Origin of the sequence: Myxococcus sp. CA056 (genome assembly GCF_013336715.1) — a bacterium.
Classification (GTDB): domain Bacteria; phylum Myxococcota; class Myxococcia; order Myxococcales; family Myxococcaceae; genus Myxococcus; species Myxococcus llanfairpwllgwyngyllgogerychwyrndrobwllllantysiliogogogochensis.
This window is the reverse complement of sequence record NZ_JABUMT010000002.1, coordinates 267,590-293,692: the sequence shown is the minus strand read 5'-3', so window position 1 is coordinate 293,692 and position 26,103 is coordinate 267,590. Positions and strand designations below refer to the sequence as shown.

The window sequence follows — 26,103 nt, the reverse complement described above, 5'->3', positions numbered from 1 at the left end:
CCGGGCAGCCAGGGTAGCGCCGCGCATGAGTGTGTTCTTGCCGTAATCTTCACTTCGGGGTGGAGTGCCTCCGTGTCCTCGCCCGCTCCCATTTCCGACCAGACAGTCCCGCCAGCGAACGCCGCGAAGGTGCCCTCCGAGCATCTGCGCCGTGTCATCGGCACGCCTCCGGGCCCGGTGGTGAAGTTCGTGACGCGCTTCGTCTTCGCGTTCCTCACGTGGCTGTCGTTCGCGTCACGCGACGCAATCGCCCGCTTCGTGGGCAACCTGGCGTACACGCTGGGCATCCGCCGCCGCGTCGCGCTGGACAACCTGGCGCACGCGCTGCCGGAGAAGACCGACGCGGAGCGACGGGACATCGCGCGGGGCGCGTACATCAACATGTCGCGCGTGGTGCTGGAGTCGGTGCCCTCGGGAGACCGGCTGACGTCGGACTGGGCCGAGCAGGGCGTCGAGGGCACGGAGGCCTGGGAGGCGCTGAAGGCGCGCGTGGCCACGGGCAAGGGCGCGCTGATGGTGACGGCGCACTTCGGCAACTGGGAGCTTTTGGGAGACATGCTGGTGCGCCTGGGCGTGCCACTGGTTGCGCTGGTGCGTCCGTTGAAGGGCGCGCTCAACACGCGCATCGCGGAGAACCGGGTGCGCCTTCCCGCGGGGCTCATCTATCCGCGCGGCGCCATCCAGGAGCTTTCGGAAGCGGTGGAGCGCGGCGAGTCGCCCTTCATGCTGCTGGACCAGGCGCTGCCGGCGAAGGCGGCGGTGTTCGTTCCGTTCTTCGGGAGGCTCGCCTCCACGACGCCCGCCATGGCGGTGGCCGCGCAGCGCACGGGCGCGCCGGTGTTCGTGGTGATGGGCGTGCGCAACGGCAAGCTGGGCCCCAGGCTGCGGCTGGAAGTGGAAGGGCCCATCCTCCCGCCCGCGCCTGGCGAGTGCGAGGACCCGATTGCGGAGCACACCGCGCGCGTCACCGCGGCGCTGGAGCGCTGCATCCGCAAGTACCCGCACCAGTGGATGTGGCTGCACCGCCGCTGGAAGGTGCAGCCTCCCAGCGCGACGGACGCGAAGCGCTGAGCGTCGCTACTCCACCACCACGCGCCGCAGGTGCGCGCCCAGGCGCGCGACAATCTCGTAGTGCAGCGTCTGCGCCCAGCCGGCGAGCGACTCGGCGCTGATGGACTCGTCGCCTTCGCGCCCCAGCAACGTCGCCGTCACGGGGCGCTCGTCATGCGCGGCGCGCGTCACGTCGACGATGAGGTGGTTCATCATCACCCGGCCCAGCACCGCGCACCGCCGCCCGTTCACCAGCACGTGCGCCTTGCCCGAGGCCAGCCGTGGATAGCCGTCGTAGTAGCCCACGGGCAGCACCGCGATGCGCGTGGGCTCCGACGTCCGGTAGGTGCAGCCGTAGCCCACATAGCTGTCCGCGGGCAGCCACTTCACCACCTGGCTGCGGCACCGCCACGACAACACCGGCTTGAGCACCGGCACCTCGCCCAACACCAGCCGCGCCGACAACCGCGTCTCCGCCGACGGCCACAGCCCATACAGCGAAATCCCTACCCGCTGCGCCTCGTAGCGCGCCCGGGGCAACACCAGCGCCGCGGCGCTCGCGGCGATGTGCCGCTGCAGCACCCGCCCCTCGCCCAGCTGTCCCGACAAGAGCCGCAGCCCCGTCTCGAACGCGTCCACCTGCGCCAGCGCGTAGCCCTGCTCCGTCACGTCCTCCGTGTTGGCGAAGTGGCTCAGCCCGCCCACCACCTCCAGCACGTCCCGCGCGTCGACCAGGAACTGTGTCTCGCGCGGGAGCTGCTCCAGCGTGAAGCCCTCGCGCCCCAGGCCCGTGTCGATGTGGACGTGGACCCGCAGCGGCCGCTCCAGCTTCGCCGCGCGCAGCACCGGCACCGCGTCTTCCCAGCCACGGTCCGCCACCACCACCTCCACCCCCTCGCGCGCCAACACCACCGCCTCGTGCGGCGCCACCGCGCCCAGCACCACCACCTGCCGGGGAGGCAGGCCCTGGGCCCGCTCGTACTCACGCACCTTCAGCGCGTCCTGCGGCGCGATGAAATACAGGAGGTCCACCAGCCCGTGGACCAGCGGCAGCACCTGCGCCAGCCCGTGCCCATAGGCGTTGCCCTTGAGCACCACGCCCAGCGACTGCGACGTCCCTCCCCGCCCCTCCAGCGCCCGGAACACCTCCACGTTGTGCCGCAGCGCCCCCGCGCTCAGCTCCAACCACGAGGTATGGGCCGCATCCCCGGGCCCGCCGCCAATTGACTCCACGTTCACCTCCACCACGTCGACTCCCGCCCCATACCAGCAATGGACGGGCCATGGGCTTCGCGGCCCCTGGGACACAGGCGCCCGCGTATGGAGCAGGCGCACCGGGGGACCGTCCGGGCCCACCCCTTGTCATACCTGTTGTCCCGGAGCCCTCCTCCATCAGCGAACCCAGGCAAACAAGAGTTCACTTCGGAAATGGTTGAATCCGGATTACGCGAGGGGGGTGCTATCGTCCCACGGCGTGTCCCCCCCGGACGTTTCCCTGGCCCAGGCCTTCATCGCCGCGCGTGGTGTTTCCTCCGCGCCGGAGCCGTCGCTGCCCCTGCTGCAGGAGCGGCTGACGCGCGCGTTGTCCACCGCGCGCGCGGCCTGGCCCGGGGTGGAGCTGGAAGGCGTGCGCTTCGTCAGTCATCTGGCGCGGCTGCTCCCCACGCAGGCGCCCTCCGAGGACGTGGAGAAGTTCCACCTCCCGGACGTGTACCTGGCTCGCGCAGCCGCGGACCGGCTGCCCTCCGCGCTGAACGCCTTCGAGTCGAGCTTCCTGCCCGAGGTGAACGCGGCCGTCGCGCGGCTGAAGCTGCCGCCCACGGGGCTCGACGAGGTCCGCCAGCTGCTGCGCCAGCGCATGCTCGTGGGCAGCGCCGACTCTCCCGCGCGGCTGGCCGCCTACCCGGGGACGGGTCCGCTCAGCGGGTGGGTGCGGGCCGCGGCGCTGTGGCTCGCGCTCGACTGGCAGCGCCAGCGCAGCGGACATCCCCAGGCGGATGACGGTGACTTGTCGCTGCTCGTGGCGCCGGGGGACGACCCGGAGCTGCTCTATCTCAAGAACACGTACCGCGCGGAGTTCAGCACCTCGTTCTCCGCGGCGCTCGGAATCCTGGAGCCCCGTCAGCGCAACTTCCTGCGCCTGAAGTACCTGGACGGGCTGAGCATCGACCAGCTCGGCGCGCTCTACGGCGTGCATCGCTCCACCGCGGCGCGGTGGGTGGTGGCCGCGCAGGACGCGCTGCTCCAGGAGACCCGACGGTTGCTCACCGAGCGGCTGCGCCTCACCGGCTCCCAGCTCGACAGCGTGTTGCGCCTCATCTCCAGCCAGCTCGACGTGAATCTCAGCCGCCTGCTGCGCTCGAAAGCGGACTGACGCCGCGGCCCCCGCACCTCCCGGGAGGGTTCCCCGGGACGTCGAAGCGAATTAAAGAAGAGGCGGGATGCGAACGCTCTTCATCGGAGACGTCCATGGCTGCGCGGAGGAGCTGAACGCGCTGCTGGCCGCGTGTGGCTGGCGGCCGGACGACCGCGTGGTGCTGGTGGGCGACCTGGTGGCGAAGGGGCCGGACTCCGCGGGCGTGGTGCGGTGCGCTCGCGAGCGCGGGCTGCTCGCGGTGCGAGGCAACCACGACGCGCACGTGCTGCGCTGGCACACGGGACGCGCCCCCGAGGGCAAGAAGCTGGGCAAGGAGCACCGCCAGGTCCTGGAGACGCTGACGGCCGAGGACTGGACGTACCTGGAGGCCCAGCCGCTGTACCGCCGCTTCCCGGACCTGAATGTCCTCGCGGTGCACGGAGGGCTGGTGCCAGGAGTCCCGCTGGAAGCGCAGCGCGCGGATGAACTGCTCAACCTGCGCAGCATCGCCCCGGACGGGACGCCGTCGAAGCGCGTGGATGGCGGCGTGCCCTGGGCCAGCTGCTGGAAGGGCCCGGAGCTGGTCATCTTCGGCCACGACGCCATGCGCGGCGTGCAGCAGCACTCGCATGCGGTGGGCCTGGACTCGGGCTGCGTGTACGGCGGGCGCCTCACGGCCTACGTGATGCCGGAAGGACGCCTCGTCTCCGTGCCAGCCCGCCGCGCCTACGTGGACGTGAACGGCTCGCCGTGAGTCCGCGCCCCGCGCTCAGATGATTCCGCCGTTGGCGCGCAGCACCTGCCCGTTGACCCAGCCGGCGTCGGGGCCGGCGAGGAAGGCGACGGTGGCGGCGATGTCCGTGGGCTGGCCCAGTCGCTCCAGCGGCGCGAGCTTCGCCATGCGGTCGACGAGGTCCTGGGGCTTGCCCTTGAGGAACAGGTCCGTGGCGGTGGGCCCCGGGGCCACGGCGTTGACGGTGATGTTCCGTCCGCGCAGCTCCTTGGCCAGCACGCTCGTCATCGCCTCCACCGCCGCCTTGGTGCCCGCGTACACGCCGTAGGTCGGCTGCAGCAGGCCCACCACGCTGGAGGAGAAGTTGATGATGCGCCCGCCGTCGCGCAGCCGCCGGGCTGCTTCCCGCAGGGTGTTGAAGGTGCCCTGGAGGTTGACCGCGATTTGCCGCTCGAACACGGCGTCGTCGGTGTCCGCCAGCGTGGAGAGGCTCATGATGCCCGCGTTGTTGACGAGCACATCCACGCCGCCGAAGGCCGTCTGGGCCGCGTCGAACAGGCGCCGCACGTCCGCGCTCTTGCTGACATCCGCCTGGGCGGCCAGGGCCTTGCCGCCCGCCTGCTCAATCTCGCGGACCAACGCCTCCGCGGGCGCGGCGGACTCCGCGTAGTTGACGATGACGGTGAAGCCATCCTGGGCCAGCCGCTTCGCGACGGCGGCGCCGATACCTCGGGAAGCGCCGGTGACGAGGGCCACCTTCGGGGTCTGTGCATTCATGTCGTTTCTCCTGTCCGGCGTTTCGTCGCCGGCATGGGAGAAACAATGGGCCTTCGCCCCCGCGAAATAATGCCCTGGGAACCGGCATCACAGTTCCACCAGGGCGAACAATCGGGCCGGACGGAGGCCCTGCGGTGCCCCTCTCAGTCCAGACGAGGGGCACCTGGGGGGCGGCTAGAAGTCCCGGGCCCTGGAGCGACGCTGCTGCCTCTGGAGGCGCTCCAGCCCATCGCGAATCGCCTCCGCGTACTCGGGGCTCTCGTAGTGGAGCGTGAGCAGCCGCTCCCGGGAGAACTGGTAGCCCACGAGGCGGACGGTCGTCTCCCACGCCTTCCAGTTGGCGACGACCACGAAGCCACGGCGGGAGATGCTCACCTCGGGCTCCGAGATGGGACCGAACAACTCGGGCGCCTCCGACTCGGAGGCGGCGCTCTCTTCAGGCGCCGAGGCCACGGCCGTGTCCCGCGAGTCCTCCTCGTCCAGCGAGTCCCCCGCCGTCGTCGCCTCGACCAGCGGAGGCTGTCCCTCGGACACCCGCGCTCCCGACTCCGTGGGCGCGGGGAAGTTCGTGGGTGCGCCGTCGGGCGGAGCTCCCGCGACCTGCGCTCCAGACTCCGTGGGCGCGGGGAAGTTCGCGAGCGCCCCGTCGGGCGGAGCTCCCGCGACCTGCGTTCCCGACTCCGTGGGTGCGGGGAAGTTCATGGGTGCACCATCAGGCGGAGCCCCCGCGACCTGCGCTCCCGACTCCGTGGCGGCGGGGAAGTTCGAGGGTACGGGCGGAGCGCTCTGGGAGAGCAGCCACGCGAGGTCGAGCGACTCGCGGTACCTCTGCACGCGTCGCGATGAGCCGCGCTTGGCGGCGCGGCCGTACTTGGAGGTCAGCAACTCCACCACCTCCTGGTGGTCATTGCGCACGTCCGAGGGGGTCGCGAAGCGCACGAAGACGGAGCCCAGGCGCCCGTCCGCGAAGAGGAAGAACACCTGGGCGGGGTGCTCCGCCAGTGCCGTGGTGAGGACCAGGTCTCCGCGCGAGGTCTCCTGCGTGCCCGGGTACATCGCCCGGACCTGGTCACGCGTCATGCCCCAGGACGTGGACTGGAAGCCGTCACTCGAACCGTACTTCTGCGCATGCACGGCGCGAATGGCGGCACGGCGCTCATGCACCGTCGGACCGTGGTGTCGTGAGCCGCAGCCGACGAGCACGAACAACAACAACGACAAACACCCATTGCGAAGCATCGAGGCCATCTTTCCGTTTCCCCGAAAGGACGGCGTCCGGAGCATCAGCCCGCGACCCTCCCCCCGAGGAATCCATGTTCGACCACCGGCACCCTGGGCGAAGCGTATGGCAAATGGCCCGCCAAGGGCTACGTGCCCGAGCAGTCTGGTACCCGCGCCCGGTCCATTCGTTCAACACCGGAGGCCCGCCGTCGCCAGCCTCCGGTGAAGGACTTCCGCCTACCGGCTACAGCTCGTCGAAGATGAGCAGGCCCCGCGAGGTGTCGATGACATAGACATGGCCATCGCCCGGGATGCGCATGCCGATGGCGCCGTCATAGAACAGGGTGCCTCGAGCCCGGTCCGTCCCCCGCCAGGTATTGAAGTAGGCGACCTCCCTCATCTCCGAGGGACGCGACACGTCCAGCACCCGCACCCCGTGCTGATAGTGGGCGAGATAGAGCAGGTTGCCCTTCAGCTCCATGTTGTGGATGGAGACGCCCGGAGAGAGGCGGTACTCGCCAATGAGCACGGGCTTGTCCAGGTCGGTCATGTCGAGCGCCCGGACATGCCCCCCCCAGTCCTCACCGCCCTCGAAGACGATGAGCCGGTTGTTCACGTAGTGCCAGCGGTTCGTGTGGCTGGTGGCGCGCGGATAGACATACTCCCCCCGCTTCACCACGTTCGTCGGGTCGCTCACGTCGAGCACCAGCAAGCCCGCGGACCAGTGATTGACGAAGAGGCGATCTCCCCACGACGTGGCGTCATGGGGGAACGAAGCGACCAGGGGGTTCACACTCGGGTCCGCGTAGCGGCCGAGCAGCACGGGCTCGCGCGCGTTCTTCACGTCGAAGATGAGCGTCTCCGGCGTGGGCGAGGCGGACATGACATAGAGCCGGTTGAGGTCGCCATGAATGGTGTGCGCATCGATGGGGCGACCATCGGGCAGCGAGCGCAGCAGCTTCGGGTTCGCCGGCTCGGCGATGTCGAAGACGAGCAGGCCCCGGGCCGCGCTGGCGACGTAGAGCGCATCGTCCTTGGCCCACACGGCGTTCCAGTAGCTGTCGCCCGGGTACGTGATGCTGCTCACGAGCCGGGGCGCGGAGCGGTCACTCAAATCATAGACGAAGAGCCCGCCGGGCCCCGCGAGGGCGCTCTCCAGCGAGACGACATACGCATGCCCCTTGGTGACGAAGACGTCCGCGACGATGCCCTGGTTCACCACGCCCTCACCCACCAGGGTGAGCTTCGAGGCCTCCGCCTCGCCCGCGCGCCACTGGACCTTCTCCGCCTCGAAGGTGGCCTGGAAGCTGGGAACGCCGGCGAGGCAGACCGCGTAGCACCCCGTCACCCGGCTCGGGTTCGGCGCCTTGCAGCCCACGAAGGAGGACCGGAAGGCCCTGCCGTCCGGGAGCGTGCCGTGGTTGGAGAGGAAGAACGCGTTCCCGTCCACCCGGGCCTCGCGCATGGGATATCCGCCGTAGCTCACCACGCCCCCCGGCCGGAAGTTCATCGACCCGGTGAACTGGCTGTTGGCATTCTCTCGGATGTCGTTGCCAATGCCATGCACGGTGAAGTGGCCGTTGGCCTCCAGCCTCGTCAGCGAGTCTCGCTCACACGCGGACAGGTCGAAGGACTCCAGCGTGCCGCACTCGGCGGCGGCGCCGTCACGAGGCAGCAATGGACAGACGGCCAGGGGCTCCGGGGCCCAGTCCCCGTGGTCCTCGAGGACCTGCGAGGGACCCAGATTGACAGGCACTCCCTCGACGGGGACGACCTCCTGCGCACAACCCCCGCCAACGCTCAGGAACAGCGAGGCCACGAGCGCACCTCTCACGACATTCGTCATGATTCTCCATCCATGATGTCGGCCCCGGCCCTGACATCAACGCGATGAAGGTCTGCCCATATCGACGGAAGGTGCGGCTTTCTCCGGCGCCCTGCGGGTCAGCAGCGCCACGTCGAGCCCCACGCCCAGCAGCACGCCGACCGAATAACAGACGAGGTCGCTCCAGAGGAACCCCGCCCCCAACACCAGTCGCCCCGGCAGCGTGCGGCGCGCGGCATCCAGCCAGGGCGCGTGATAGCCCTGGCTGAACTCGATGCCGAAGGAGAACGCGAGCGCGACGGCGGCCACGGTGAGCGCGGCGCGGCGTGGGGCGAGGAAGCGCAGCAGCAGGAACACCAGGAGCGCCCACAGCGTGTCGCCCGCATAGGTGGCGAAGAAGGAGGGCCACGGCAGCGACTTCCTACGCGACGCCAGCCCCAGCGGAATCACCAGCACCGCCAGCCCCAGCGAGAGCAGGCGGGTGCGCGACGGGGAGGACGGGACAGGCGAAGGGCTCGGAGCGGACGTCACGCGCCCAAGACTACCCGAGCCGCGACGCGCGCCTCAGGGTTCGGCGGGATAGAGCTGCCCGCGCATCTCGCCGTAGTAGGTATGCGCCTTGGTGTGCAGGTTGAAGTAGAGCACGCCCTTGCGCGCGAGCGACTCCAGGCTGGCCAGCGTCTTCGTCTGCGCCAGGAAGCCCAGCTCGGCGGGACAGCTCTCCGGCAGCCCGGGCTTCATGCCCTTCATGTCCTTGATGAAGACGACATTCGCGTGGGTGAGCTCCACCGTCAGGCGGCCCTCCGCGAGCGTCTTCGACAGGTTGCCCAGCTCCCCGAAGTCCACCACCACGGGCCCGAGCACGCCGGGCGGACCGCAGTGGATGTGGAACATGAGGATGTCGGCGGGGTTGACGCCCTTCATCTCGAACTCGACGTAGGCGCGCGTCAGGTCCTTGGAGAACTTCAGCACGCCATGGCCCCGGGACTTGCGGGCCTCGCGAGGCGTCGAGGGCGCCGTGGCCCCCAGGCTCTTCTCCAGGAGCTTCGGCGTCTCGGACTCCTCGCCGGGCTCCTGCGCGGGGCTGAGGAAGGCCTCGTAGACAGTGAAGGTCGTCGCGCCGAGCGCCGGGTCCTTCGCGTGCGCGGACAGCGTCAGCAACGTGGTGGTGGCGAGGGTAAAGAGCAGTGGCGTTCGCATGGCGGGCTCCGGCACGAAAGGACGCCCTCATCCGTAGCGTGGTTGTCCGAAGCCGGGGATGGCCGAAGATGGACACCCGATGGCCGGATTCGCCCCACGAGCCTCACCTCACAGGGGTTCGAGGAAGCGGCGGATGTGTGAGAGCACCTGCTTGATTTTGGGAATCTCAGAGAGCGCCTCCGGGACACTGAGGCGCAGGGGCCGCTCGCGGCCCACCGCGTCCGCGAGCACGGGCACCAGCGCGCCCTCCCCTTCGCCCGGGTCCGCGAACGCCACGCTGGGAATCAGGCCAATGCCCTGCCCGGCCAGACAACACACCCGGATGAAGTGGATGTCCGACGACACGAGGGCGGGCTCCACCTGGAACGAAGGCCCCCGGAGCTGGGGCCACAGGCACGCGTCGTCGCCCGGCGCCTGCCAGGACAACAGCTCATGACCCTCCAGCTCCTCCACCGTGCCAGGGATACCGCGCCGACGCAGGTAGTCCTCGCTGGCCAGGAGCCCCTCGCGCACCCGCAACACCACCTGGGACATCCAGGGCCCCCGGGGCAGCCCCTCTCCGAAGTGCGCCGCCAGGTCCACGTTGTCGAGCGGCTCCGCCAGCGGATCATCACTGAAGCTCGCATGCACGCGCAGCAGCGGATACGTGGCCCGCAGCAGCGCGAAGAGGGGCGCGAGCAGGTGCGGCGGCAAGCCCACCGGCAACACCACCCGCAGAACACCGGAGGGCGCCTGGCCCACCTCGCGCAGCGAGGCCACCAGCGCGCTCGTCTCCTGCATCATCAGCCGGCCACGACGGGCGAGCATCTCCCCCGCCTCCGTCAGGACGATGCCCGTCCGGGTGCTCTTCAGCAGCGGCACCCCGGCACGCGCCTCCAGCGCCTCCACGCGTCGCCGCAAGGTCGTCCGCGACACCGCGAGGGAGTCCGCCGCGGCCAGGAACGAACCCGTCTCCGCGACACCGACAAAGGCACGCAACTCTTCCAGGTCCATGCTCTCGCCCCGTCGGTGCGGGCTCGCCGGCCCCCACCATGACGCCTCCCGGGGACGAGCATCCTCGGGCCCCTCCAGGACCGCAAGGCGGGGAGTGATGCCTGGAGGACACTCCCACCACCCTCCGGGGCAGCCCCGCAATGACATCCACGACATACCGCTGAAGCCACGCAACCTGGAACCGATGTGGGCCGATAACCCAGACAAGCGCAGTTCTCACACCCCTTCCATTCCGGGCCTTCACAAGCCAACGCCACGCGCGGGATGGACTCCGTCGAGGTCTCGTCACATGGGCACTCCTCCCATCTCCGGAAGCACCCCGAAGAAGGTCTACCTCCCGCCTCCCGAGGAGAAGCCCACGCCGAAGCCCGTCGTGGACAAGAAGGCCCAGGTCAACGCACCCAAGGACGAGTTCGAGACGGCGGACGCCGCGGCCAAGAGCAAGCCCGTGGAGCTCCTGGCCGGCTCGCCTCCCGCGGGCGGAACCAACCCGGTGGTGCCCACCAACGGCACCACCTCCGCGAAGTACCAGGTGGGTCCGGCCACGCGCCCGCCCATCCACCACGACAACGGCTTCCTTCAGAACCCCGCGGACCCGAAGGACACCAAGCCCATCGCCACGAAGGACCCGTCCTTCTCCGACTACGCCGCCAAGGCGAAGTGGGAGCTGAAGCTCGAGGCCGCGAAGACCTTCCGGCCGGACCTCCGGGACGGCACCGCCGCCTATGACCACTTCCTGCACGGCAACGGGAAGGACCGGACGTTCAACTACGAGCGCTTCGTCACCCAGGATGAGTCCGGCAAGCAGGTCCTGAAGAGCGCCACCCAGGACACCCAGAAGGCCGCCGAGGCCCAATACGCGGCCATGGTCGCCAAGGACCCCTCCCTGGCTGGCAAGCCCGTGACGTTCCAGCTCACCGGCGGCCCCATCGGCGTGGGTGGCAACGACGGCAAGTTCCCGTATCCCCAGTCGGAGAACTGGCAGAAGGCCATCGGCGGGCACAGCATCTGGAACAGCGCCACCGTCACCGTCACGCCGCCGGCCAAGCCGGGTGACAAGCCCTCGTTCTCCATGGACATGACGGTCCACGCCGAGGACCGGTATAACTTCAATCCCAATCAGAAGGACATCGCCACCGGCATCCCGGACTCGGACAACGGGCGCTTCGAGCAGACCGGACTGGCGCACCAGTACACCCAGACAGGCACCGTGCAGCGCAAGGTGACCTGGGGACAGGGCGACATCGAGAATGCCACGTCGACTCCCATCGAGACCGGCCGCTGAACCCACGACGTTCCGACATATCCTCGGGGGAGTCCTGGTCCTGGCGTGTGCCGCCTCGGGCTGCAAGGACTCGGACTCCCCACCCACGAGCGTCCCCATGAGCCAAGTTGCGACCTCACCCGCCAAGACGGGCACCGACCTCGCTTCACTCGAGCAGGTGGTGAACCTTCCCCGGCGCCCCGTGTCCGTCCAATGGCGCAAGGCCATCCGGGGCAAGGTGGGCATGGGCCCCACCGACTGGGAAGTGATTGCCGTGCTGGAGTACTCGGAGGCGGATGCCCAGGCGCTCCTGGCCACGCTGACGCCCACGGAGCTCGCCCCGCCCACGCTGAACGACGGGGGCTGGCTGTCGGCCACCACGCGCAAGTCCCTGGAGCGCGCCCGGGCCTACGACGCCTCCGCCTTCTACCGGCCCCCGCTGCAGAACGGGACGGTGCTCCACGTGCCGAGCACGAACACCTTCGTGCTCTCGCTCTTCACGCTGTAGTCCGAAGGCCCGCGCGGTGGCGGCGCTCGTCGAGCCGCGCGGTGCCTTCCAGCGTCGGATGGCGGCTCAGTACGCCGCGTCCGTGGCCGAAGCGCCGTCGCTGGCCTTCTTGTCGCTGCCGCCCTTGTCCTGCTCGGTGAAGAAGTCGGCGCTGATCTGCTCGTACAGGGACTCCACCGCGTTCGCCGCCAGGACCGTGGCCGCGCGGTGTAACCCCGCCGAGCGCTTGGACATCACCGTCCCGCTCGAACGCTTGAGCACCTGGCCCTGGGCGTCCACCAGCCGCGCCTTGTAACGAATCTGCGCCTGGACGGCCGCCACGCTGGCGTCCGTGACGGCGAAACTCAGCTCCGCCTCGAGCACCTGGAGCTTCAAGTCCGCCGGCGTGGCATCCAGCCGGAAGGCCGAGCCGAACCCGACGCGAAAGCCATCCTCGAGCGTGCCGCGCCACTGGTCCACGTCCAGCTTGTTAGCCGCCTCATTGGAGACGACGAAGTGGTCCCGCACCGCCGACTCCAGCACCAGCCCCAGGGTCGCCTGCTGCTCCGCGAGGTCGATGTTGGGACGAGGGGCTCCGCGTTTGACATACACCGTGCAACCACTGGCGAGCAGCAGCGCCGCGAGGGCAACCACGATACGGAACCCGGATACGGAACAGGCTGACATGCGACGACCCCCACGAACACAGGAGGCGTCTGCCTAACAGCCCTCGCCCGCGCATGGCAAGCCGCCCATCCTCCACCTTTATTTGCAACATGATTACTCAAGTATTGAATTGGCGTTTTCGCCGGACAGATTCGCGCCCATGGGACGCTTCAATTCGATGTTCGGCGGCGGCACCGGTACCGGGTTGGCAATCTCGCGGTCGGGAGACACCGTGATGGGCGGCCAGGCGCTGGCCCCCTGAGCTCTCCCGGGAGCGGCCGGGCCATACCCGGCGGCGCTGCTCGCCGCTGGTGCACGGGTGCTAGCATCCCGGCACTCCCCTGTCGGGAATCGCCATGGCCCCCACTCCTTCTGGAAGAACTTCGTCGAACGGGCGCGGACGCTTGAAGACGTCCACCCCGCCGAAGTAGCGATGCGCGCGACGATGCCAGGGCTGTCCACACATCGCGGGAGCACGGGGATGCGCGCCGCCGGGGGCATGCTGGCCCTGCTCGCGCTCTTGCTTGGCACGGTCGCCGTCGCGCAGGTGAACGGGCGCGAGCGACGCATCGGTCAGTTCTACCACTCGCGCTGGACGGTGAAGGACGGCGCGCCGGGACAGGTCTCCGCCCTGGCGCAGACGCCGGACGGCTTCCTGTGGATGGCCTCGGCGGCGGCGCTGTACAGCTTCGACGGCGTCCACTTCCGGCGCTTCGAGCCGCCCGATGGCCAGCCCTTCAGCAGCATCCAGACGCTGTATGTCGCCCCCGACGGCGCGCTGTGGGTTGGCTTCATCCATGGCACCTTGGCGCGCCTGAAGGAAGGCCAGGTCACCCGGTATGGCGAAGCCCAGGGCCTGCCCTTGTCCCAGGTGACTTCGTTCGCCACCGATGCCCAGGGAGCGCTCTGGGCCTCCACCAGCCTTCGCGGCGTGTACCGCCTGAACGGGAGCCAGTGGGAGCGCATCGCCGAGCCCTGGGGCCTGCCCGCGGCGGAGCAACGGGGCCGCGCGATGTTCGTCGACCGGGACGGCGCGCTCTGGCTCGCGCTCGCCGACAAGGTCTACCACCTGGAGAAACACGGCCGCGCGTTCCGCGACACGGGCATCACCGTGAAGTGGGTGAGCCTGATGTCCCAGGCACCCGACGGCACGCTCTGGGTCGCCGAGCCCACCGGCGCGGTGCGCCCCATCGGACTGCCGGGCGGCAAGCCCTACCCTGGCGCGGGGAGGCTGGAGGTCCAGTCCGCGGGCGTGCTGTTCGACCGCGAGGGGAGCCTGTGGGCCACATCGCTCGGTGACGGCGTGCGCCGCATCGCGCATCCCGAGCAGTGGGGTGAGCGGCGCATCACCCGGCTCGACGAGGCCGGAGAGCCCTTCACCGAGAGGGACGGCCTCAGCTCCGACTACACGTGGCCCATCATCGAGGACCGGGAGGGCAACCTCTGGGTGGGCACCAGCGGCGGGCTGGACCGCTTCCGTCACAGCACCCTGGTGCTGGCCGAGTTCCCTCGCGGCTCGCATGACTTCGCCATCGCGGCGGGAAACGACGGCGCCCTTTGGGCGGGCACCACCAACCGGCCGCTGATGCGGCTGCGCGACAGGACGGTGGACACCTTCGACATCGGCGCCCCCATCCTCGCCACCCACAGGGACCGGGATGGCCAGGTGTGGCTGGCCGCGGAGAACGGCCTCTGGCGCATCCAGGACGACAAGCCCCTGCGCGTCGCGGACCTCCCGGCACCTCCTCCCGCGTACATCCACGCGATGACGAAGGACGCGCAAGGCACGCTCTGGGCCGCGCTCGTCGGAGGGGGCCTGTACCAGTTGCGGGATGGGACCTGGACGTCGCTGGAGGCGCGCACGGAGCTGAGGGCCCGGGAGCGCATCATGGCCGCGGCCACCGACCCCCAGGGCCGTGTCTGGCTGGGGCAGACGCAGGAGCTCCTCCGCGTCGAGGGGACGGACGTCCGTCGCTTTGGCCGCGCGGACGGCCTGGAGCTGGGCATCGTCACCTCGCTGAGCGCGGGCCAGCGACTGTGGGTGGGTGGGCAGTTCGGCCTGGCGCACTTCGACGGGCAGCGCTTCCACACGCTCGACGTGGAGGACGAGGAGCCCCTGCGCGGCGTCTCCGCCATCGTCGAGCTGCCAGACGGAGGCCTGTGGGTCCACGCGATTCCCGGCATCCTGCACCTGCGCGCGGACGAGCTGGCGCGCGTCGTCGCCGAGCCCGGCCGTGCGGCGCGGTGCGAGCGCTTCGACTTCCTGGATGGTCTTCCGGCGCGGCCCACCCTGCTGCGCCCGCTGCCCACGGCGGTGCGCGGAACAGATGGACGGCTGTGGTTCGCCACCAGCAACGGCGTGGTGTGGATAGACCCGACGCGCATCTTCCGCAATCCGTTGCCGCCGCCCGTGGCCATCCATGCGGTGCGCGTGGATGGACAATGGCTCACCCCGGGCCCTGGCGCGCTCAGCCTGCGTGAGCAGGCGACGAACATCGAAATCGACTACACGGCGCTCAGCCTCTCCATCCCCGAGCGCGTGCGGTTCCGCTACCGGTTGGAAGGCGTGGACACGGCGTGGCAGGACGTGGGCGGCCGGCGCGAGGCGTACTATTCGCACCTGTCCCCGGGGCGCTACCGCTTCCAGGTGCTCGCCACGAACAACGACGGCGTCTGGAACGAGACGGGGGCGGCGCTCGAGTTCGTCCTCCCGCCCGCCTTCTTCCAGACGTGGTGGTTCCGCGCGGTGTGTGGCGCCGCCGTCGCGGTGGCGCTGTGGCTCTTGTACCTGCTGCGGCTCCGGCAGGTGCGGGCCCGCCTGCGGCGACTGCTGGAGGAGCGCCATCTGGAGCGGGAGCGCATCGCGCGCGAGCTGCACGACACGCTGCTGCAGGGCATCCACGGGCTGGTGCTGCGCTTCCAGGCGGCGGCGGAGATGGTGCCCACCGGACACCCGGCTCGCGTGGCCATGGAGAAGTCCCTGGAGCGCGCCGACCAGGTGCTCGTCGAGGGGCGCGACAGGGTGATGGACCTGCGCGCCACGACGGTGGACCCGGGGGAGCTGTCCACGGCCTTCACCCAGTTGGGAGAGGAACTGGGGCACGAGCGGCGCTCCGCGCTCCACGTGGTGGTGGAAGGCACGCCCGTCGCGTTGGACCCCGTGGTGCGTGACGAGGTCTTCCGCATCGGTCGCGAAGCCCTGGCGAACGCGTTCCAGCACGCCGGCGCCCGGCGCATCGAGGTGGTGTTGACGTATGACTTCGCCCAGCTGCGCCTGCGCGTGCGCGACGACGGGCGCGGAGTCGAGGAGGCCTTCCTCCTGGCGGGCGGCAAGCCCGGACACTGGGGCCTGTCGGGCATGCGCGAGCGGGCCGTGAAGCTGGGCGCGCGGTTGGACATCCGGGGCCGGGAGAACGCGGGGACGGAGGTCGAGCTGCGCGTCCCCGCGGCGACGGCGTATCAGGACTTTCCGCAAGGCACCTGGCACCGGCTGCGGCGGCTCGTGGGCGGGCTGCGCTGAGGACCCGCCCCGTCGCACAGGCCCGGTGAGCGCGGCCTCCCTCCATCAGGGGAGGTGCGCGAGGTGGCGCGGGAGCACAGTGGAAGCGAGCTTCCCTCCTCCTGACTCGAGAGCGCGATGAGCACGACGTCCCCCGATACGATTGTCTTGATTCACGGCCTCTGGATGACGCCCCGGAGCTGGGAGCACTGGGTGGAGCGCTACAAGGCGCGGGGCTACAAGGTGCTCGCGCCCGCCTATCCAGGCCTGGAAGTGGAGGTCGAGGCGCTGCGCGAGGACCCGTCCCCCATCGAGAAGCTCACGATTGAAGAGACGGCCCACCACCTGGAGACGGTCATCCGGGGGCTTCCGCGTCCGCCCATCCTCATCGGCCACTCGTTCGGTGGCGCCATGGTGCAAATCCTGTTGGACCGGGGGCTCGGGGCCGCGGGCGTGGCCATCGACTCCGTGCAGGTGAAGGGCGTGCTGCGGCTGCCGTTCACCACGCTCAGGGCCACCTTCCCCATCCTCGCCAATCCCGCCAACCGTCACCGCGCGGTGCCCTTCACCCACGAGCAGTTCCGCTACGCCTTCACCAACACGCTCACGGAGGCGCAGTCGCGAACCGTCTACGAGCGCTACCACGTCCCCGCGCCGGGCCGCTTCCTGTTCGACGGAGCGCTGGCCAACTTCAACCCGCATGCGGCGACGAAGGTGGACTTCGACAAGGAGGACCGCGCGCCGCTGCTGTTCATCGCGGGGAGCGAGGACAACATCATGCCGGCGTCGCTCAACAAGTCGAACGCGCGGCACTACAACAGCGGAGTCGTGGCCTACAAGGAGTTCCCCGGCCGCTCGCACTACATCTGCGGCCAGGAGGGCTGGGAGGAGGTCGCCGACCACGCGCTCTCCTGGGCCCTGAATCCCACGGTGTGACGCCACTCGCGCCCTGCTAGCCTCGCCGCGTCTATTTCTTCCCGGCGAGGCACCATGAAGAAGCTCCTCATCATCGCGGGTGTGCTGTTCGTGGCGGTCGGCGGACTCATCCTCAAGACGTTCTCGGACGCCGGGCAGTTCAAGAGCCTCTCTCCCCACGCCCCCGGAAAGTGCAAGCCCGTGTCGGGCATGCCGGGCGCGGAGGACATCACGTTCCATCCGGGCCTGGGCTACGCCTACGTCTCCTCGGACGACCGGCGCGCGACGATGGCGGGGAGCCCCGTGACGGGCGGCATCTACCGCTACGAGCTTTCGGGCACCGCGCCCCCGGTGCTGCTGACGGGCGGCTTCTCCCCCGACTTCCATCCGCACGGCATCAGCCTGCACGTGGACCCGTCCGGCGCGCAGACGCTGTTCGTGGTGAACCACACCCAGGCCGAAGACAACCGCATCGAGCGCTTCGAGGTCGGCGAGGACGGCCTGCTGGTCCACCGGGCCACGTTTCGCGACGCGCTGCTCGTGTCGCCCAACGACGTGGTCGCCATGGACGCCCAGCGCTTCTACGTGACGAACGACCACGGCAACCCGCCGGGCATGAAGCAGCGGGTGGAGGACTACCTCCAGCTCGCCCAGGGCAACGTCCTCTACTTCGATGGCCAGCGCTTCCAGGAGGTCATCCAGGGCACGAAGTACGCCAACGGCATCAACCGCTCCCTGGACGGGAGCACGGTGTACGTGGCGCAGTCCGTGGGCCGCTCGCTGAGCAGCTACGCGCGCGACCCGAAGACGGGCGCGCTGACGCTGCTCAAGACGCTCGACCTGGACTCCGGCCCGGACAACATCGAGCTGGATGCCGAGGGCAACCTCTGGATTGCCTCCCATCCCAAGCTGCTCGACTTCGCCTCCCATGCGGGCGACCCGACGGGAAAGACCCGGTCACCCGCGCAGGTGCTGCGCCTGACGGGCAAGGGCGCGGACCTGAAGGCCTCGGAGGTGTTCCTGGACGATGGCAGTCAGACGTCCGGAACGGCCACCGCCGCTGTCTTCGGCAAGCGGATGCTCCTGGGCCCCGTGTTCGAGAAGGACTTCCTCGACTGCGAGCTGCCCTGAGCCGCGCGTCAGAATCCAACGGGCCATCACCCCCGAGTCCCAGCCGGCTTGTCCTGACTTGAGAGCCTCCCCACCCTCCTGGCTGCCAGGACAGGGGGCGGAGGCTTTCGCCCGGGGGAGAGCGGCGACATGGGCGGTGGGCTGAGTTGGAGGGGGAAGGTCGGAGTGGGTGGGCTCTTCGCGGCGCTCGCGGCGTTCGCTCCTGGGAGCGCGGAGGCGGACGCGGGCGACCTGGCCCTGGGGCATCACCACAAGGAGAAGCACGAGAAGAAGAAGAAGGAGGATGCGGCTGGCACCGGTGGCTCGGGTGCGGCGGCGATGATGGGGCCTCGCGTGGGCGGGCACGTCGCCGCGGTGATTCCCTTCCTGAGCGTCACCGACGAGGACACCACCGTCATCTTCGGGGACTTCTTCGACCTGGGTCTGGCGCCGGGCATCACCCTGCACCTGAACGAGCGCTGGGCGCTCGACTTCGAGTTCATCGCCTACAGTCGCTGGCGGTTCGAGGATGGCGGCAGGCCCGCGAGCGTCAGCACCAGCATCGTGCTGGACCCGGGCGTCATCTACGACTTCGGGCAGTTCAAGGGCGGCCTGCGGCTCGCCATGCAGGTCGGCGCGGGCGTGCCGTTCAACATGGGCGTGGTGCCCATCATCATCAAGGGCTTCCCCATCACCGAGCACCTGAAGTGGTTCGTGGAGCTGGACCTGCCCTTCTTCGTCACCGGAGCACCGGGCGACGGGGGCTTCAGCTTCTCGCCGCAAATCCAGACGGGCATCGCCTTCTGACGACACCCGTCCCAACACGCATCCAGAGCCGCTTCACGGTGCTCGATGAAGCGGCGCTGGGTGTGGAATCAGCGCGCCTTGAGGTTCTGGGCGACGAAGTCCCAGTTGACCAGGTGCGTGAGGAAGGTCTCGATGTACTTGGGCCGCTGGTTGCGGAAGTCGATGTAGTACGCGTGCTCCCACACGTCGATGGTGAGCAGCGCCTTCTGGCCGTGCTTCATCGGCAGGTCCGCGTTGCCCGTCTTGGTGATGGCGAGCTTGTCCTTGTCCAGCACCAGCCACGCCCAGCCGGAGCCGAACTGCGTCGCGGCGGCCTGGGAGAACTCCTCCTTGAACTTCTCGAAGGAGCCGAAGTCGCGGGTGATGGCGGCGGCGAGGTCACCCGTCGGCAGGCCTCCACCGCTCGGCTTCATGCAGTGCCAGTAGAACGTGTGGTTCCAGACCTGGGCCGCGTTGTTGAACACGCCGCCGTCGCTGGAGAGGATGACCTCCTCCAGGGACTTGCTCGCCTCGGGCTTGCCGTCGAGCAGCTTGTTCAGGTTCGTCACGTACGCCTGGTGGTGCTTGCCGTAGTGGTACTCCAGCGTCTCCTCGCTGATGTGAGGGGCGAGCGCGTCCTTGCGGTACGGAAGTTCAGGCAGCGTGAAGGCCATGAGTCAGGTCCTTTCCAGGGTAAAGGGATGCGGAGAACTATCACCCTCCTACCCGCGAAAGGGGCACGACTCCAATGCATTGGCGGCCCGCCAAAGCACTGGACGCCCGGGATACCGACGGGTCAACACTCCGCGCGGACACCCGGGGCGGCGCTGTTTCAGGTGACCCGGGCACATTACGGAACTGGACACCTTAGACTTCCTCGAAGTCCGCTCCCGTCACCCTGGCGCGCTCCAGGACCAACTTGATGTGCTCCGAGACGATGAGCGCCTCGGACCAACCCCAGGTGCGAAACACCTGGAAGCCTCCGACCTTCATCGGGTCAATCCGCATCCCGATGACGCCGCGGTAGTGGTCAGCCTTGTCCGGTCGCGCGTCCTCTGGTTTCCAGACCTGTATCTCCTTCGAGGCCTTGTCATCGATGCACCGGATGAGCCTCGTGGCCACGAGGACATGGTACTCACCTGAGCCGCCCTTGACGTTCACGGGCAGCAGCTGAACTTCCTGGGGGGCATACTCCGCGAAGAGACTCGACATCCTGAGGTGGACCACGGGAGTCCTGCCGGCGCCCACCATGTTGAAGTCACGCCGACGCCCCTGCTCTCGAACACGAAGCTTCAGGGTGGCAGGGGCATGGACAACGGGCCGGCCCGAGGTGAACTCCGTCGTGTCCTCCAGTTCCTGTCCCTGTCCGTCCATCAGGGCTCCCAGGGACCAATGACCGGCCTGCACGGCTTCGTTGAGCCTGAAGTATCGAGTCGGCATCGTGGACATCCCTACGACCTCATTCGCCTTGAGTCAGAGGCTTCTGGAGCTGCGTCGCCGGAGTCTGGGCTCCTCGGGCGCGACTGTGAAGCGCTCGTGATGACACCGGGGCCCTTCATGCCCTCCAGCGCCTCTATCGTGACATGTGTTTGAGGCCGTCACACGCGCGGCCCCTCACACCGTGGGTGGGCGCACCAGCAGCACGGGCCGCTCGGTGCGAGCGAGGACGGCCTGCGTCACCGAGCCGAGCACCGCGCGCTTCAGCCCCGTGCGCCCATGCGTCCCGAGCACGAGCGCGTCCACGCAGAGCCGCTCCGCCGCCTGGGCCAGCGCCGTCACCACGTCCTTGCTCCCGGTGACGACCTCCACCCGCGCGTGACGTCCCGTGGCCTCGGCCTCGCGAGGCACCAGCGCCTCCAGTCGCCGCCGCTCGGTCTCCACCGACTGTCCCGCCTCCGCGACGTGGAGCAGATGCACCGTGCCGCCCGGAGCCACCAGGCCGAAGGCGTGCGCCACCGCGCGGTTGCCCGTCTCCGAGAAGTCGGTGGCCACCAGCACGTCGCGGAACGAGGGCAGCGGCGCGTCCACGCCCGTCGGCACCGCGCGCGAGGACACACACGCCACGGAGATTCGCGCCAGCCGAAGCGCATGATGCGACACGCTCCACATCTTCCCGAGCGCACGCCGGTGATGTGTCCCCACCACCAGCAGGTCCGCGCGCTCCCGCTCGGCCAGCTCCACCAGGTGGTCGGCGATGCGCCCCAGCGAGGGCTCCAGCACGGTGCGCGGCGGCGCGCCTCCCGAGGCCAGCGGCGCCATCAACGCCTCGGTCTCCCTGTCCAGCACCGCGCGCAGCTCCGGCGTCATCTCCGCGAGTTCCAGCGGACGCGACAACCCCAGGCGCCGGTACTCCTCATCCGGCCACACCACGCGCGCGCCCACCACCTCCACCGTGCCCCACGCGCGCAGCCCGCGCACCCACTCCCGCGCGGCCTCGAAGGGAATCGAGCGGTCCACGCCGAGCACCACGCGCAGGGCGCGCCTGCCCTGGACCCACGCCTCCATCACCTCCGCGTCGCGGACCGCCAGCAGCGGCACCTCCAGCGACTGCGCCAGCCGGTCCACCGTCCCGCCGACGCCCAGGAACGGCGCTTCCTGCGTCGGGGGCGCCGTCACCACCAGCGTGGCCGCGCGCTGGCGAGCCACCTCCGCCACCTCCGCCGACGCCTCGCCGGTGCGCAGCTCCTGCTCCACCCGGGCGCCTGACTTCGTCAGTCGGCGGACCTCATCTCCCAGCGCGGCCTCGGCCGCCTGGAGCAGCGCCTTGCCGAAGGCGCGCGCGGAGTTGGGATTGAGCACGTGCACCAGGTACAGCGGCACGTCCGCCTTCCGAGCCAGCTCGGCGGCGAGGTCACTGGCACGGCGCGCGGCATCGGAGAAGTTGGTGGCGCAGACGATGGACATGCGTGATTCCTCCCCGAGTCGGACACGGCTCGGCGGCTCCCTCGGGAGCCCTGTCGGACGGGCGTCATGCCCATCCGCCCTGCTCATACGCTCCGCCTTCATCCTCAGGCGGGCCGCACCTGCTCGACGCGCACCTCGTGCACCAGGGGCTCGCCATGCTCGAAGGCCCGGACGCTCGAAAGCGTGGTGCGGGCGATGCTCACCAGCGCCTCCCGCGTGAGGAAGGCCTGGTGCGACGTCACGAGGACATTGGGAAAGGTGAGCAGGCGCGCCAGCACGTCGTCCTGGAGCACCTGGCCGGAGAGGTCCTGGAAGAAGATGCCTTCCTCCTCCTCGTACACGTCCAGGCCCGCCGCGCCGATGTGGCCGGACTTGAGCGCGTCGATGAGCGCGCGGCTGTCGATGAGCGCGCCCCGGCCCGTGTTGACGAGCACCACGCCGCGCTTCATCCGCGTCAGCGCCTTCGCGTCGACCATGTGCCGGGTGCCCGGCGTGAGCGGCACGTGGAGCGAGATGACATCGGAGGCCGAGTACAGCTCCTCCAGCGACACGTAGCGCGCGCCCACGTCCCGGGCGAACTCCTCATCGGGCGCGGCGTCGAAGCAGACGATGTCGCAGCCGAAGCCCCGAAAGATGCGCGCGGCCACGCGGCCGATACGGCCCGTGCCCACCACGCCCACCGTCTTGCCCGCGAGGTCGAAGCCCACCAGCCCATCCAGCGAGAAGTTCCAGTCGCGCACGCGCGCGAAGGCCCGGGGGATGTGGCGGTTGAGGGAGAGCACCAGCGTCACGGCATGTTCGGCCACCGCGTGCGGCGAGTACTCCGGCACGCGAGTCACCCGCACGTCCAGCCGCCGCGCGGCCTCCAGGTCGATGTGGTTGTAGCCCGCGGAGCGCGTGGCCACGAGGCGCACGCCGCCCGCTCGCAGCACCTCCAGCGTGGGCGCATCCAGGCGGTCGTTGACGAACGAGCACACCGCATGGAAGCCCTCCGCCAGGCGGGCCGTCTGCAGCGTCAGCCGAGGCTCCAGGAACGTCAGCGAATGGCCGAACTCCGCGTTGGCGTCCTCCAACGCGCTCCGGTCATAGCGATGGGTGTCGAAGACGGCCAGCCGCATGCCTGCTCTCCCGCCGACAGGCCGTGTGCCCGCCGCGTCCGGTCGGTTGCCATTGCAACGCTCACACCACGCACGCCCTCGGGTGAGCGAGGCGGAGGGACCGCGCAAAAGCTGCACACGTCCTGGGGTGAGCGCAAAAGCCACGGATGCCCCAGGGGCTGGCGACCAGGCGGGTGCGCCGTTAGAAGCACGTCGCGCAAGCCGCGTCCGGAGCCGACACGGCCTACCTTTTCGAACGAGAGGCTCCGAGGAGGCGTCATGTTCCGATGTGCAGCCTGTGGTGCGTTCAATCGCGTACGAGAGCCCCGTCCTTCCGGGGCACCGGAGTGTGGTCGCTGCCACAAGGCGCTGGACCTGTCGGGCGCGCCGCAGGAGGTGGATGGCGAGGGCCTGGACCGCGCCGTGCTCGGCTCTCCCGTGCCCATCCTCCTGGACCTGTGGGCGCCGTGGTGCGCGCCCTGTCGCGTGGCGGGCCCCATCCTGGATGAGGTGGGCCGCGCGAAGGCGGGACAGCTGCTGGTGCTCAAGCTGAACACGGAGCAGCACCCGCGTCCCGCGAGCGCCCTCGGCGTACAAGGCATCCCGACCTTCATCGTCTTCTCCGGTGGGCGCGAGGTGGCGCGGCGCAGTGGCGTGTTGCCCAGGCCGGAGATGGAGCGGTGGGTGTCGAGCGCGACGGCGGGCCCGCCGGGCACGGGGGCCACGGCCTGAGTCCCGCTCACAGCGCGCACGCGGAAGGAGGAGACCAGCCATGGAGCCCGAGGCCGCGCTGCTGACGGACCTCTACCAGCTCACGATGACGGAGGCGTATCTCGCCGAGGGCCAGTGGGACGAGGCGGTCTTCAGCCTCTTCGCGCGCGGGCTTCCGGCGAGGCGCAACTATCTGCTGGCGGCGGGCCTGGAGGACGTGCTCGACACGCTGGAGCACCTGCGCTTCCGCGCGGAGGACCTGGAGTGGTTGGCGTCACAGGGGCGCTTCTCGGACCGGCTGCTCGGGTGGCTGGAGCGCTTCCGTTTCAGTGGCGACGTGGACGCGATGCCGGAAGGAACTCCGGTCTTCGGCCAGGAGCCGTTGCTGGAGGTGCGCGCGCCGCTGCCGGAGGCCCAGTTGGTGGAGACGTACCTGCTCAACCAGGTGCACCTCCAGACGCTCGCGGCCTCCAAGGCGTCGCGCGTGGTGACGGCGGCGGCGGGACGCCCGGTGATGGAGTTCGGGCTGCGGCGCATCCACGGAACGGATGCGGGGATGAAGGTCGCTCGCGCGACGTACCTGGCGGGCGTGGACTCCACGTCCAATGTGCTCGCGGGGAAGCGGTATGGGATTCCGCTGTCGGGCACGATGGCGCACAGCTACGTGCAGTCGCATGAGGACGAGCTGGAGGCCTTCCGGGCCTTCACCCGCGTCTATCCCGACGCGACCCTGTTAGTGGACACCTACGACACGCTGCGCGGCGTGCAGCATGCGATTCGACTGGCGAGGGAGCTGGGCGAGGACTTCCGCGTGCGGGCGCTGCGCCTGGACTCGGGCGACCTGCTGGCGTTGTCGCTGGCGGCGCGCGAGCTGTTGGACGAAGCGGGTCTGGAGCGCGTGCGGCTGATTGGAAGCGGTGGGTTGGATGAGGACGCGGTGGCGGGGCTGCTCGCGCGGGGTGCGCCGCTGGATGGATTCGGCGTGGGCACGGCGATGGGGGTGTCCGCGGACGCGCCCTCGTTGGACATGGCCTACAAGCTGGTGGAGTACGCGGGCAAGGGCCGCGTGAAGCTGTCCGCGGGCAAGGTGCTGCTGCCTGGGGCGAAGCAGGTGTATCGCCAGGAGGAGGACGGCGTGGCGAGAAGGGACCTGCTCGTGCGGCGCGGAGACGTCGCGCGTGGACATCCCCTGCTGCGTCCGGTGATGCGAGCGGGGCAGCGCCTGCCCGGAGCCACACCGTCGCTGGAAGAGGTCCGCCAGCACGCGCGGCGGGAGCTGGCCCGACTCCCCGCCGAGGTACGCGCCCTGGAGCCCGCGAGACCGCCCTACTCCGTCGTCATCGGCGACGGGCTCGCGAGGGCACGGGCTCACGAAGTCGAGGTCTGGGCGGCCGAGCCCTGAGCGGCGCTCTTGCGCGACAGGAGGCCGTCTACCGCGAACGCACCATTGCCCAGCAGGGCCTGGGCGATGAGCGACAGGATGAGGAACGCGACGTACTCCCAGCCTCCGCCCTCGTTGGTGAACATCCAGCCCAGGGAGACGTGAGACTTGAGCGCGCCGAGCATCACCGGGAGCAGCGCGAGCGCCACCCATCGGACGCGAAGCCCCGCGAGCAACGCGAGGCCGCCGAGCAGCTCCGCCGCGAACACGGGCCCGGCCGTCCAGCCGGGGAAGCCATGGGCCTCGAAGAAGCGGGCGGTGCCGTCGAGCGTGAAGATGAACGCCTTGGCTCCCGCGTGCGCGAGGAAGACGGCGCCCAGTGCTACACGGAGCACGGTGGCGGCCAGTTCGGAAGAGGAAGGAAGCGAATCGCTGCAACGCATGAAGGCGGCTCCTGGAGTGGTGGAGGTACGCCGCATGAAATGCGCGCCTCGCGGGCGCGGCGGAAGGTCAGCCTCGCGAACGAATTGTTCTGGTGGCAGGACAATCTGCGCGGGGGGAGTTCAGCTTCAACGAGCGGAGCGGAACCAGGAGGCGGCGCGTCGAGGTCCAAGCGCGGGTCGCGCTCACTCCCTGCGGGCGAAGCGGAACTCGGAGGACAGCGCGTCGAGGTTCGCGCGCGGTTCGACTTCAGTCCCAACGAGAGGAGCAGAACTCGGAGGCCAGCGCGTCAAGGTCCACGCGAGGGGTCGACTTCAGTCCCAGCGGGAGGAGCAGAACTCGGAAGCCAGCATGTCGAGGTTCGCGCGCGGTTCGACTTCAGTCCCAGCGGGAGGAGCGAAACTCGGAGGCCAGCGCGTCGATATCCGCGCCGGGGTCGACTTCAGTCCCAGCGGGAGGAGCAGAACTCGGAAGTCAGCGCGTCGATATCCGCGCGGGGTCGACTTCAGTCCAGCGGGCAGCACGGAACTCGGAGGCCAGCGCGTCGAGGTCCACGCGCGGTCCGCGCTCACTCCCTGCGGGCGAAGCGGAACTCGGAGGCCAGCGCGTCGAGGTTCGCGCGCGGGTTCGACTTCAGTCCCAATGAGAGGAGCGGAACTCGGAGGCCAGCACGTCGAAGCCCGCGCA

24 protein-coding genes are annotated in these 26,103 nt (G+C 69.7%); 11 read left to right on the top strand and 13 right to left on the bottom strand.

Annotated elements, in window-relative coordinates:
* Nucleotides 1–72: 72 nt before the first annotated feature.
* Nucleotides 73–1,071 carry a lysophospholipid acyltransferase family protein gene (locus HUA76_RS08930; protein ID WP_246137162.1) on the top strand — a complete coding sequence of 333 codons (999 nt, stop codon included), beginning with the start codon at nucleotides 73–75 and terminating at the stop codon, nucleotides 1,069–1,071.
* A 6-nt stretch (nucleotides 1,072–1,077) separates the two neighbouring features.
* On the opposite strand, the gene alr is transcribed toward HUA76_RS08930, so the two are convergent.
* Nucleotides 1,078–2,298 carry an alanine racemase gene (alr, locus tag HUA76_RS08925; RefSeq protein WP_174460596.1) on the bottom strand — a complete coding sequence of 407 codons (1,221 nt, stop codon included), beginning with the start codon at nucleotides 2,296–2,298 and terminating at the stop codon, nucleotides 1,078–1,080.
* A 226-nt stretch (nucleotides 2,299–2,524) separates the two neighbouring features.
* Between alr and HUA76_RS08920 the strand changes: the two genes are divergently transcribed.
* The gene (locus HUA76_RS08920) at nucleotides 2,525–3,424 is read left to right on the top strand and encodes a transcriptional regulator (RefSeq protein ID WP_371745640.1); all 900 of its coding nucleotides are present in this window, start codon (nucleotides 2,525–2,527) and stop codon (nucleotides 3,422–3,424) included.
* 67 nt (nucleotides 3,425–3,491) lie between these two features.
* Nucleotides 3,492–4,160, top strand: a complete 669-nt coding sequence (locus tag HUA76_RS08915) for a metallophosphoesterase (protein WP_174460595.1) — start codon at nucleotides 3,492–3,494, stop codon at nucleotides 4,158–4,160.
* 15 nt (nucleotides 4,161–4,175) lie between these two features.
* On the opposite strand, the gene HUA76_RS08910 is transcribed toward HUA76_RS08915, so the two are convergent.
* The 6 genes from HUA76_RS08910 to HUA76_RS08885 all read right to left on the bottom strand — a co-directional run bounded on the left by HUA76_RS08910 (nucleotide 4,176) and on the right by HUA76_RS08885 (nucleotide 10,155).
* A complete protein-coding gene (locus HUA76_RS08910; protein ID WP_174460594.1) occupies nucleotides 4,176–4,916 on the bottom strand; it encodes an SDR family oxidoreductase in 741 nt (246 codons plus the stop codon).
* Between the two features lie 174 nt (nucleotides 4,917–5,090).
* A complete protein-coding gene (locus HUA76_RS08905; RefSeq protein WP_174460593.1) occupies nucleotides 5,091–6,164 on the bottom strand; it encodes a hypothetical protein in 1,074 nt (357 codons plus the stop codon).
* Between the two features lie 217 nt (nucleotides 6,165–6,381).
* Nucleotides 6,382–7,983, bottom strand: a complete 1,602-nt coding sequence (locus tag HUA76_RS08900; RefSeq protein WP_174460592.1) for an LVIVD repeat-containing protein — start codon at nucleotides 7,981–7,983, stop codon at nucleotides 6,382–6,384.
* Nucleotides 7,984–8,019: 36 nt separating this feature from the next.
* The gene (locus tag HUA76_RS08895; protein ID WP_217439505.1) at nucleotides 8,020–8,493 is read right to left on the bottom strand and encodes a DUF2809 domain-containing protein; all 474 of its coding nucleotides are present in this window, start codon (nucleotides 8,491–8,493) and stop codon (nucleotides 8,020–8,022) included.
* A gap of 33 nt (nucleotides 8,494–8,526) precedes the next feature.
* Nucleotides 8,527–9,162, bottom strand: coding sequence for a CHRD domain-containing protein (locus tag HUA76_RS08890; protein WP_141642599.1), 636 nt, complete (start codon nucleotides 9,160–9,162; stop codon nucleotides 8,527–8,529).
* 108 nt (nucleotides 9,163–9,270) lie between these two features.
* Nucleotides 9,271–10,155: a LysR family transcriptional regulator gene (locus HUA76_RS08885; RefSeq protein ID WP_174460591.1), complete on the bottom strand. Its 885-nt coding sequence runs from the start codon at nucleotides 10,153–10,155 to the stop codon at nucleotides 9,271–9,273.
* 289 nt (nucleotides 10,156–10,444) lie between these two features.
* Here HUA76_RS08885 and HUA76_RS08880 point away from each other — a divergent pair, with 289 nt between their 5' ends.
* Together HUA76_RS08880 and HUA76_RS08875 are read left to right on the top strand one after the other, a co-directional pair.
* Nucleotides 10,445–11,440, top strand: coding sequence for a hypothetical protein (locus HUA76_RS08880; protein ID WP_141642597.1), 996 nt, complete (start codon nucleotides 10,445–10,447; stop codon nucleotides 11,438–11,440).
* A gap of 97 nt (nucleotides 11,441–11,537) precedes the next feature.
* On the top strand, nucleotides 11,538–11,927 hold the full coding sequence (locus HUA76_RS08875; protein WP_141642596.1) for a hypothetical protein: 390 nt from the start codon (nucleotides 11,538–11,540) through the stop codon (nucleotides 11,925–11,927).
* Nucleotides 11,928–11,993: 66 nt separating this feature from the next.
* Here the strand turns inward: HUA76_RS08875 and HUA76_RS08870 are convergent, their stop codons facing one another.
* On the bottom strand, nucleotides 11,994–12,593 hold the full coding sequence (locus tag HUA76_RS08870) for a hypothetical protein (RefSeq protein WP_174460590.1): 600 nt from the start codon (nucleotides 12,591–12,593) through the stop codon (nucleotides 11,994–11,996).
* Between the two features lie 460 nt (nucleotides 12,594–13,053).
* On the opposite strand from HUA76_RS08870, the gene HUA76_RS08865 reads away from it, so the two are divergent.
* The 4 genes from HUA76_RS08865 to HUA76_RS08850 all read left to right on the top strand — a co-directional run bounded on the left by HUA76_RS08865 (nucleotide 13,054) and on the right by HUA76_RS08850 (nucleotide 18,903).
* The gene (locus tag HUA76_RS08865; RefSeq protein ID WP_174460589.1) at nucleotides 13,054–16,092 is read left to right on the top strand and encodes a sensor histidine kinase; all 3,039 of its coding nucleotides are present in this window, start codon (nucleotides 13,054–13,056) and stop codon (nucleotides 16,090–16,092) included.
* A gap of 117 nt (nucleotides 16,093–16,209) precedes the next feature.
* Complete coding sequence (locus HUA76_RS08860; RefSeq protein WP_174460588.1) at nucleotides 16,210–17,007, top strand: alpha/beta hydrolase; 798 nt, start codon at nucleotides 16,210–16,212, stop codon at nucleotides 17,005–17,007.
* A 54-nt stretch (nucleotides 17,008–17,061) separates the two neighbouring features.
* Nucleotides 17,062–18,117, top strand: a complete 1,056-nt coding sequence (locus tag HUA76_RS08855; protein ID WP_174460587.1) for an SMP-30/gluconolactonase/LRE family protein — start codon at nucleotides 17,062–17,064, stop codon at nucleotides 18,115–18,117.
* Between the two features lie 129 nt (nucleotides 18,118–18,246).
* On the top strand, nucleotides 18,247–18,903 hold the full coding sequence (locus HUA76_RS08850; protein WP_174460586.1) for a hypothetical protein: 657 nt from the start codon (nucleotides 18,247–18,249) through the stop codon (nucleotides 18,901–18,903).
* A 68-nt stretch (nucleotides 18,904–18,971) separates the two neighbouring features.
* Here the strand turns inward: HUA76_RS08850 and HUA76_RS08845 are convergent, their stop codons facing one another.
* From HUA76_RS08845 to HUA76_RS08830, 4 genes are all read right to left on the bottom strand, one after another.
* On the bottom strand, nucleotides 18,972–19,556 hold the full coding sequence (locus HUA76_RS08845) for a superoxide dismutase (RefSeq protein WP_174453740.1): 585 nt from the start codon (nucleotides 19,554–19,556) through the stop codon (nucleotides 18,972–18,974).
* Nucleotides 19,557–19,749: 193 nt separating this feature from the next.
* Nucleotides 19,750–20,322: an imm11 family protein gene (locus HUA76_RS08840; protein WP_174460585.1), complete on the bottom strand. Its 573-nt coding sequence runs from the start codon at nucleotides 20,320–20,322 to the stop codon at nucleotides 19,750–19,752.
* A 174-nt stretch (nucleotides 20,323–20,496) separates the two neighbouring features.
* Nucleotides 20,497–21,786, bottom strand: coding sequence for a universal stress protein (locus HUA76_RS08835; protein WP_174453738.1), 1,290 nt, complete (start codon nucleotides 21,784–21,786; stop codon nucleotides 20,497–20,499).
* 104 nt (nucleotides 21,787–21,890) lie between these two features.
* Nucleotides 21,891–22,904 (bottom strand): 2-hydroxyacid dehydrogenase, encoded by a 1,014-nt coding sequence (locus HUA76_RS08830; RefSeq protein WP_141642586.1) that lies wholly within the window; start codon nucleotides 22,902–22,904, stop codon nucleotides 21,891–21,893.
* Between the two features lie 258 nt (nucleotides 22,905–23,162).
* Here HUA76_RS08830 and HUA76_RS08825 point away from each other — a divergent pair, with 258 nt between their 5' ends.
* Nucleotides 23,163–23,615, top strand: coding sequence for a co-chaperone YbbN (locus HUA76_RS08825; protein WP_174460584.1), 453 nt, complete (start codon nucleotides 23,163–23,165; stop codon nucleotides 23,613–23,615).
* Between the two features lie 40 nt (nucleotides 23,616–23,655).
* The gene (locus HUA76_RS08820; protein WP_174453735.1) at nucleotides 23,656–24,996 is read left to right on the top strand and encodes a nicotinate phosphoribosyltransferase; all 1,341 of its coding nucleotides are present in this window, start codon (nucleotides 23,656–23,658) and stop codon (nucleotides 24,994–24,996) included.
* Here the strand turns inward: HUA76_RS08820 and HUA76_RS08815 are convergent.
* Nucleotides 24,963–25,418 (bottom strand): DoxX family protein, encoded by a 456-nt coding sequence (locus HUA76_RS08815; RefSeq protein ID WP_174453734.1) that lies wholly within the window; start codon nucleotides 25,416–25,418, stop codon nucleotides 24,963–24,965. The two genes, HUA76_RS08820 and HUA76_RS08815, sit on opposite strands and share 34 nt — an antisense overlap.
* Between the last annotated feature and the right edge of the window lie 685 nt (nucleotides 25,419–26,103).

What these genes read in the sequence shown, in the direction of transcription:
- HUA76_RS08825 (WP_174460584.1), top strand. Translation starts at nt 23,163, where the DNA reads ATGTTCCGATGTGCAGCCTGTGGTGCGTTCAATCGCGTACGAGAGCCC.
- HUA76_RS08875 (WP_141642596.1), top strand. Translation starts at nt 11,538, where the DNA reads ATGAGCCAAGTTGCGACCTCACCCGCCAAGACGGGCACCGACCTCGCT.
- HUA76_RS08845 (WP_174453740.1), bottom strand. Translation starts at nt 19,556, where the DNA reads ATGGCCTTCACGCTGCCTGAACTTCCGTACCGCAAGGACGCGCTCGCC.
- HUA76_RS08880 (WP_141642597.1), top strand. Translation starts at nt 10,445, where the DNA reads ATGGGCACTCCTCCCATCTCCGGAAGCACCCCGAAGAAGGTCTACCTC.
- HUA76_RS08840 (WP_174460585.1), bottom strand. Translation starts at nt 20,322, where the DNA reads ATGCCGACTCGATACTTCAGGCTCAACGAAGCCGTGCAGGCCGGTCAT.
- HUA76_RS08835 (WP_174453738.1), bottom strand. Translation starts at nt 21,786, where the DNA reads ATGTCCATCGTCTGCGCCACCAACTTCTCCGATGCCGCGCGCCGTGCC.
- HUA76_RS08910 (WP_174460594.1), bottom strand. Translation starts at nt 4,916, where the DNA reads ATGAATGCACAGACCCCGAAGGTGGCCCTCGTCACCGGCGCTTCCCGA.
- HUA76_RS08890 (WP_141642599.1), bottom strand. Translation starts at nt 9,162, where the DNA reads ATGCGAACGCCACTGCTCTTTACCCTCGCCACCACCACGTTGCTGACG.
- HUA76_RS08860 (WP_174460588.1), top strand. Translation starts at nt 16,210, where the DNA reads ATGAGCACGACGTCCCCCGATACGATTGTCTTGATTCACGGCCTCTGG.
- HUA76_RS08905 (WP_174460593.1), bottom strand. Translation starts at nt 6,164, where the DNA reads ATGGCCTCGATGCTTCGCAATGGGTGTTTGTCGTTGTTGTTGTTCGTG.
- HUA76_RS08885 (WP_174460591.1), bottom strand. Translation starts at nt 10,155, where the DNA reads ATGGACCTGGAAGAGTTGCGTGCCTTTGTCGGTGTCGCGGAGACGGGT.
- HUA76_RS08915 (WP_174460595.1), top strand. Translation starts at nt 3,492, where the DNA reads ATGCGAACGCTCTTCATCGGAGACGTCCATGGCTGCGCGGAGGAGCTG.
- HUA76_RS08820 (WP_174453735.1), top strand. Translation starts at nt 23,656, where the DNA reads ATGGAGCCCGAGGCCGCGCTGCTGACGGACCTCTACCAGCTCACGATG.
- HUA76_RS08900 (WP_174460592.1), bottom strand. Translation starts at nt 7,983, where the DNA reads ATGACGAATGTCGTGAGAGGTGCGCTCGTGGCCTCGCTGTTCCTGAGC.
- HUA76_RS08865 (WP_174460589.1), top strand. Translation starts at nt 13,054, where the DNA reads ATGCGCGCCGCCGGGGGCATGCTGGCCCTGCTCGCGCTCTTGCTTGGC.
- HUA76_RS08855 (WP_174460587.1), top strand. Translation starts at nt 17,062, where the DNA reads ATGAAGAAGCTCCTCATCATCGCGGGTGTGCTGTTCGTGGCGGTCGGC.
- HUA76_RS08850 (WP_174460586.1), top strand. Translation starts at nt 18,247, where the DNA reads ATGGGCGGTGGGCTGAGTTGGAGGGGGAAGGTCGGAGTGGGTGGGCTC.
- HUA76_RS08830 (WP_141642586.1), bottom strand. Translation starts at nt 22,904, where the DNA reads ATGCGGCTGGCCGTCTTCGACACCCATCGCTATGACCGGAGCGCGTTG.
- HUA76_RS08815 (WP_174453734.1), bottom strand. Translation starts at nt 25,418, where the DNA reads ATGCGTTGCAGCGATTCGCTTCCTTCCTCTTCCGAACTGGCCGCCACC.
- HUA76_RS08870 (WP_174460590.1), bottom strand. Translation starts at nt 12,593, where the DNA reads ATGTCAGCCTGTTCCGTATCCGGGTTCCGTATCGTGGTTGCCCTCGCG.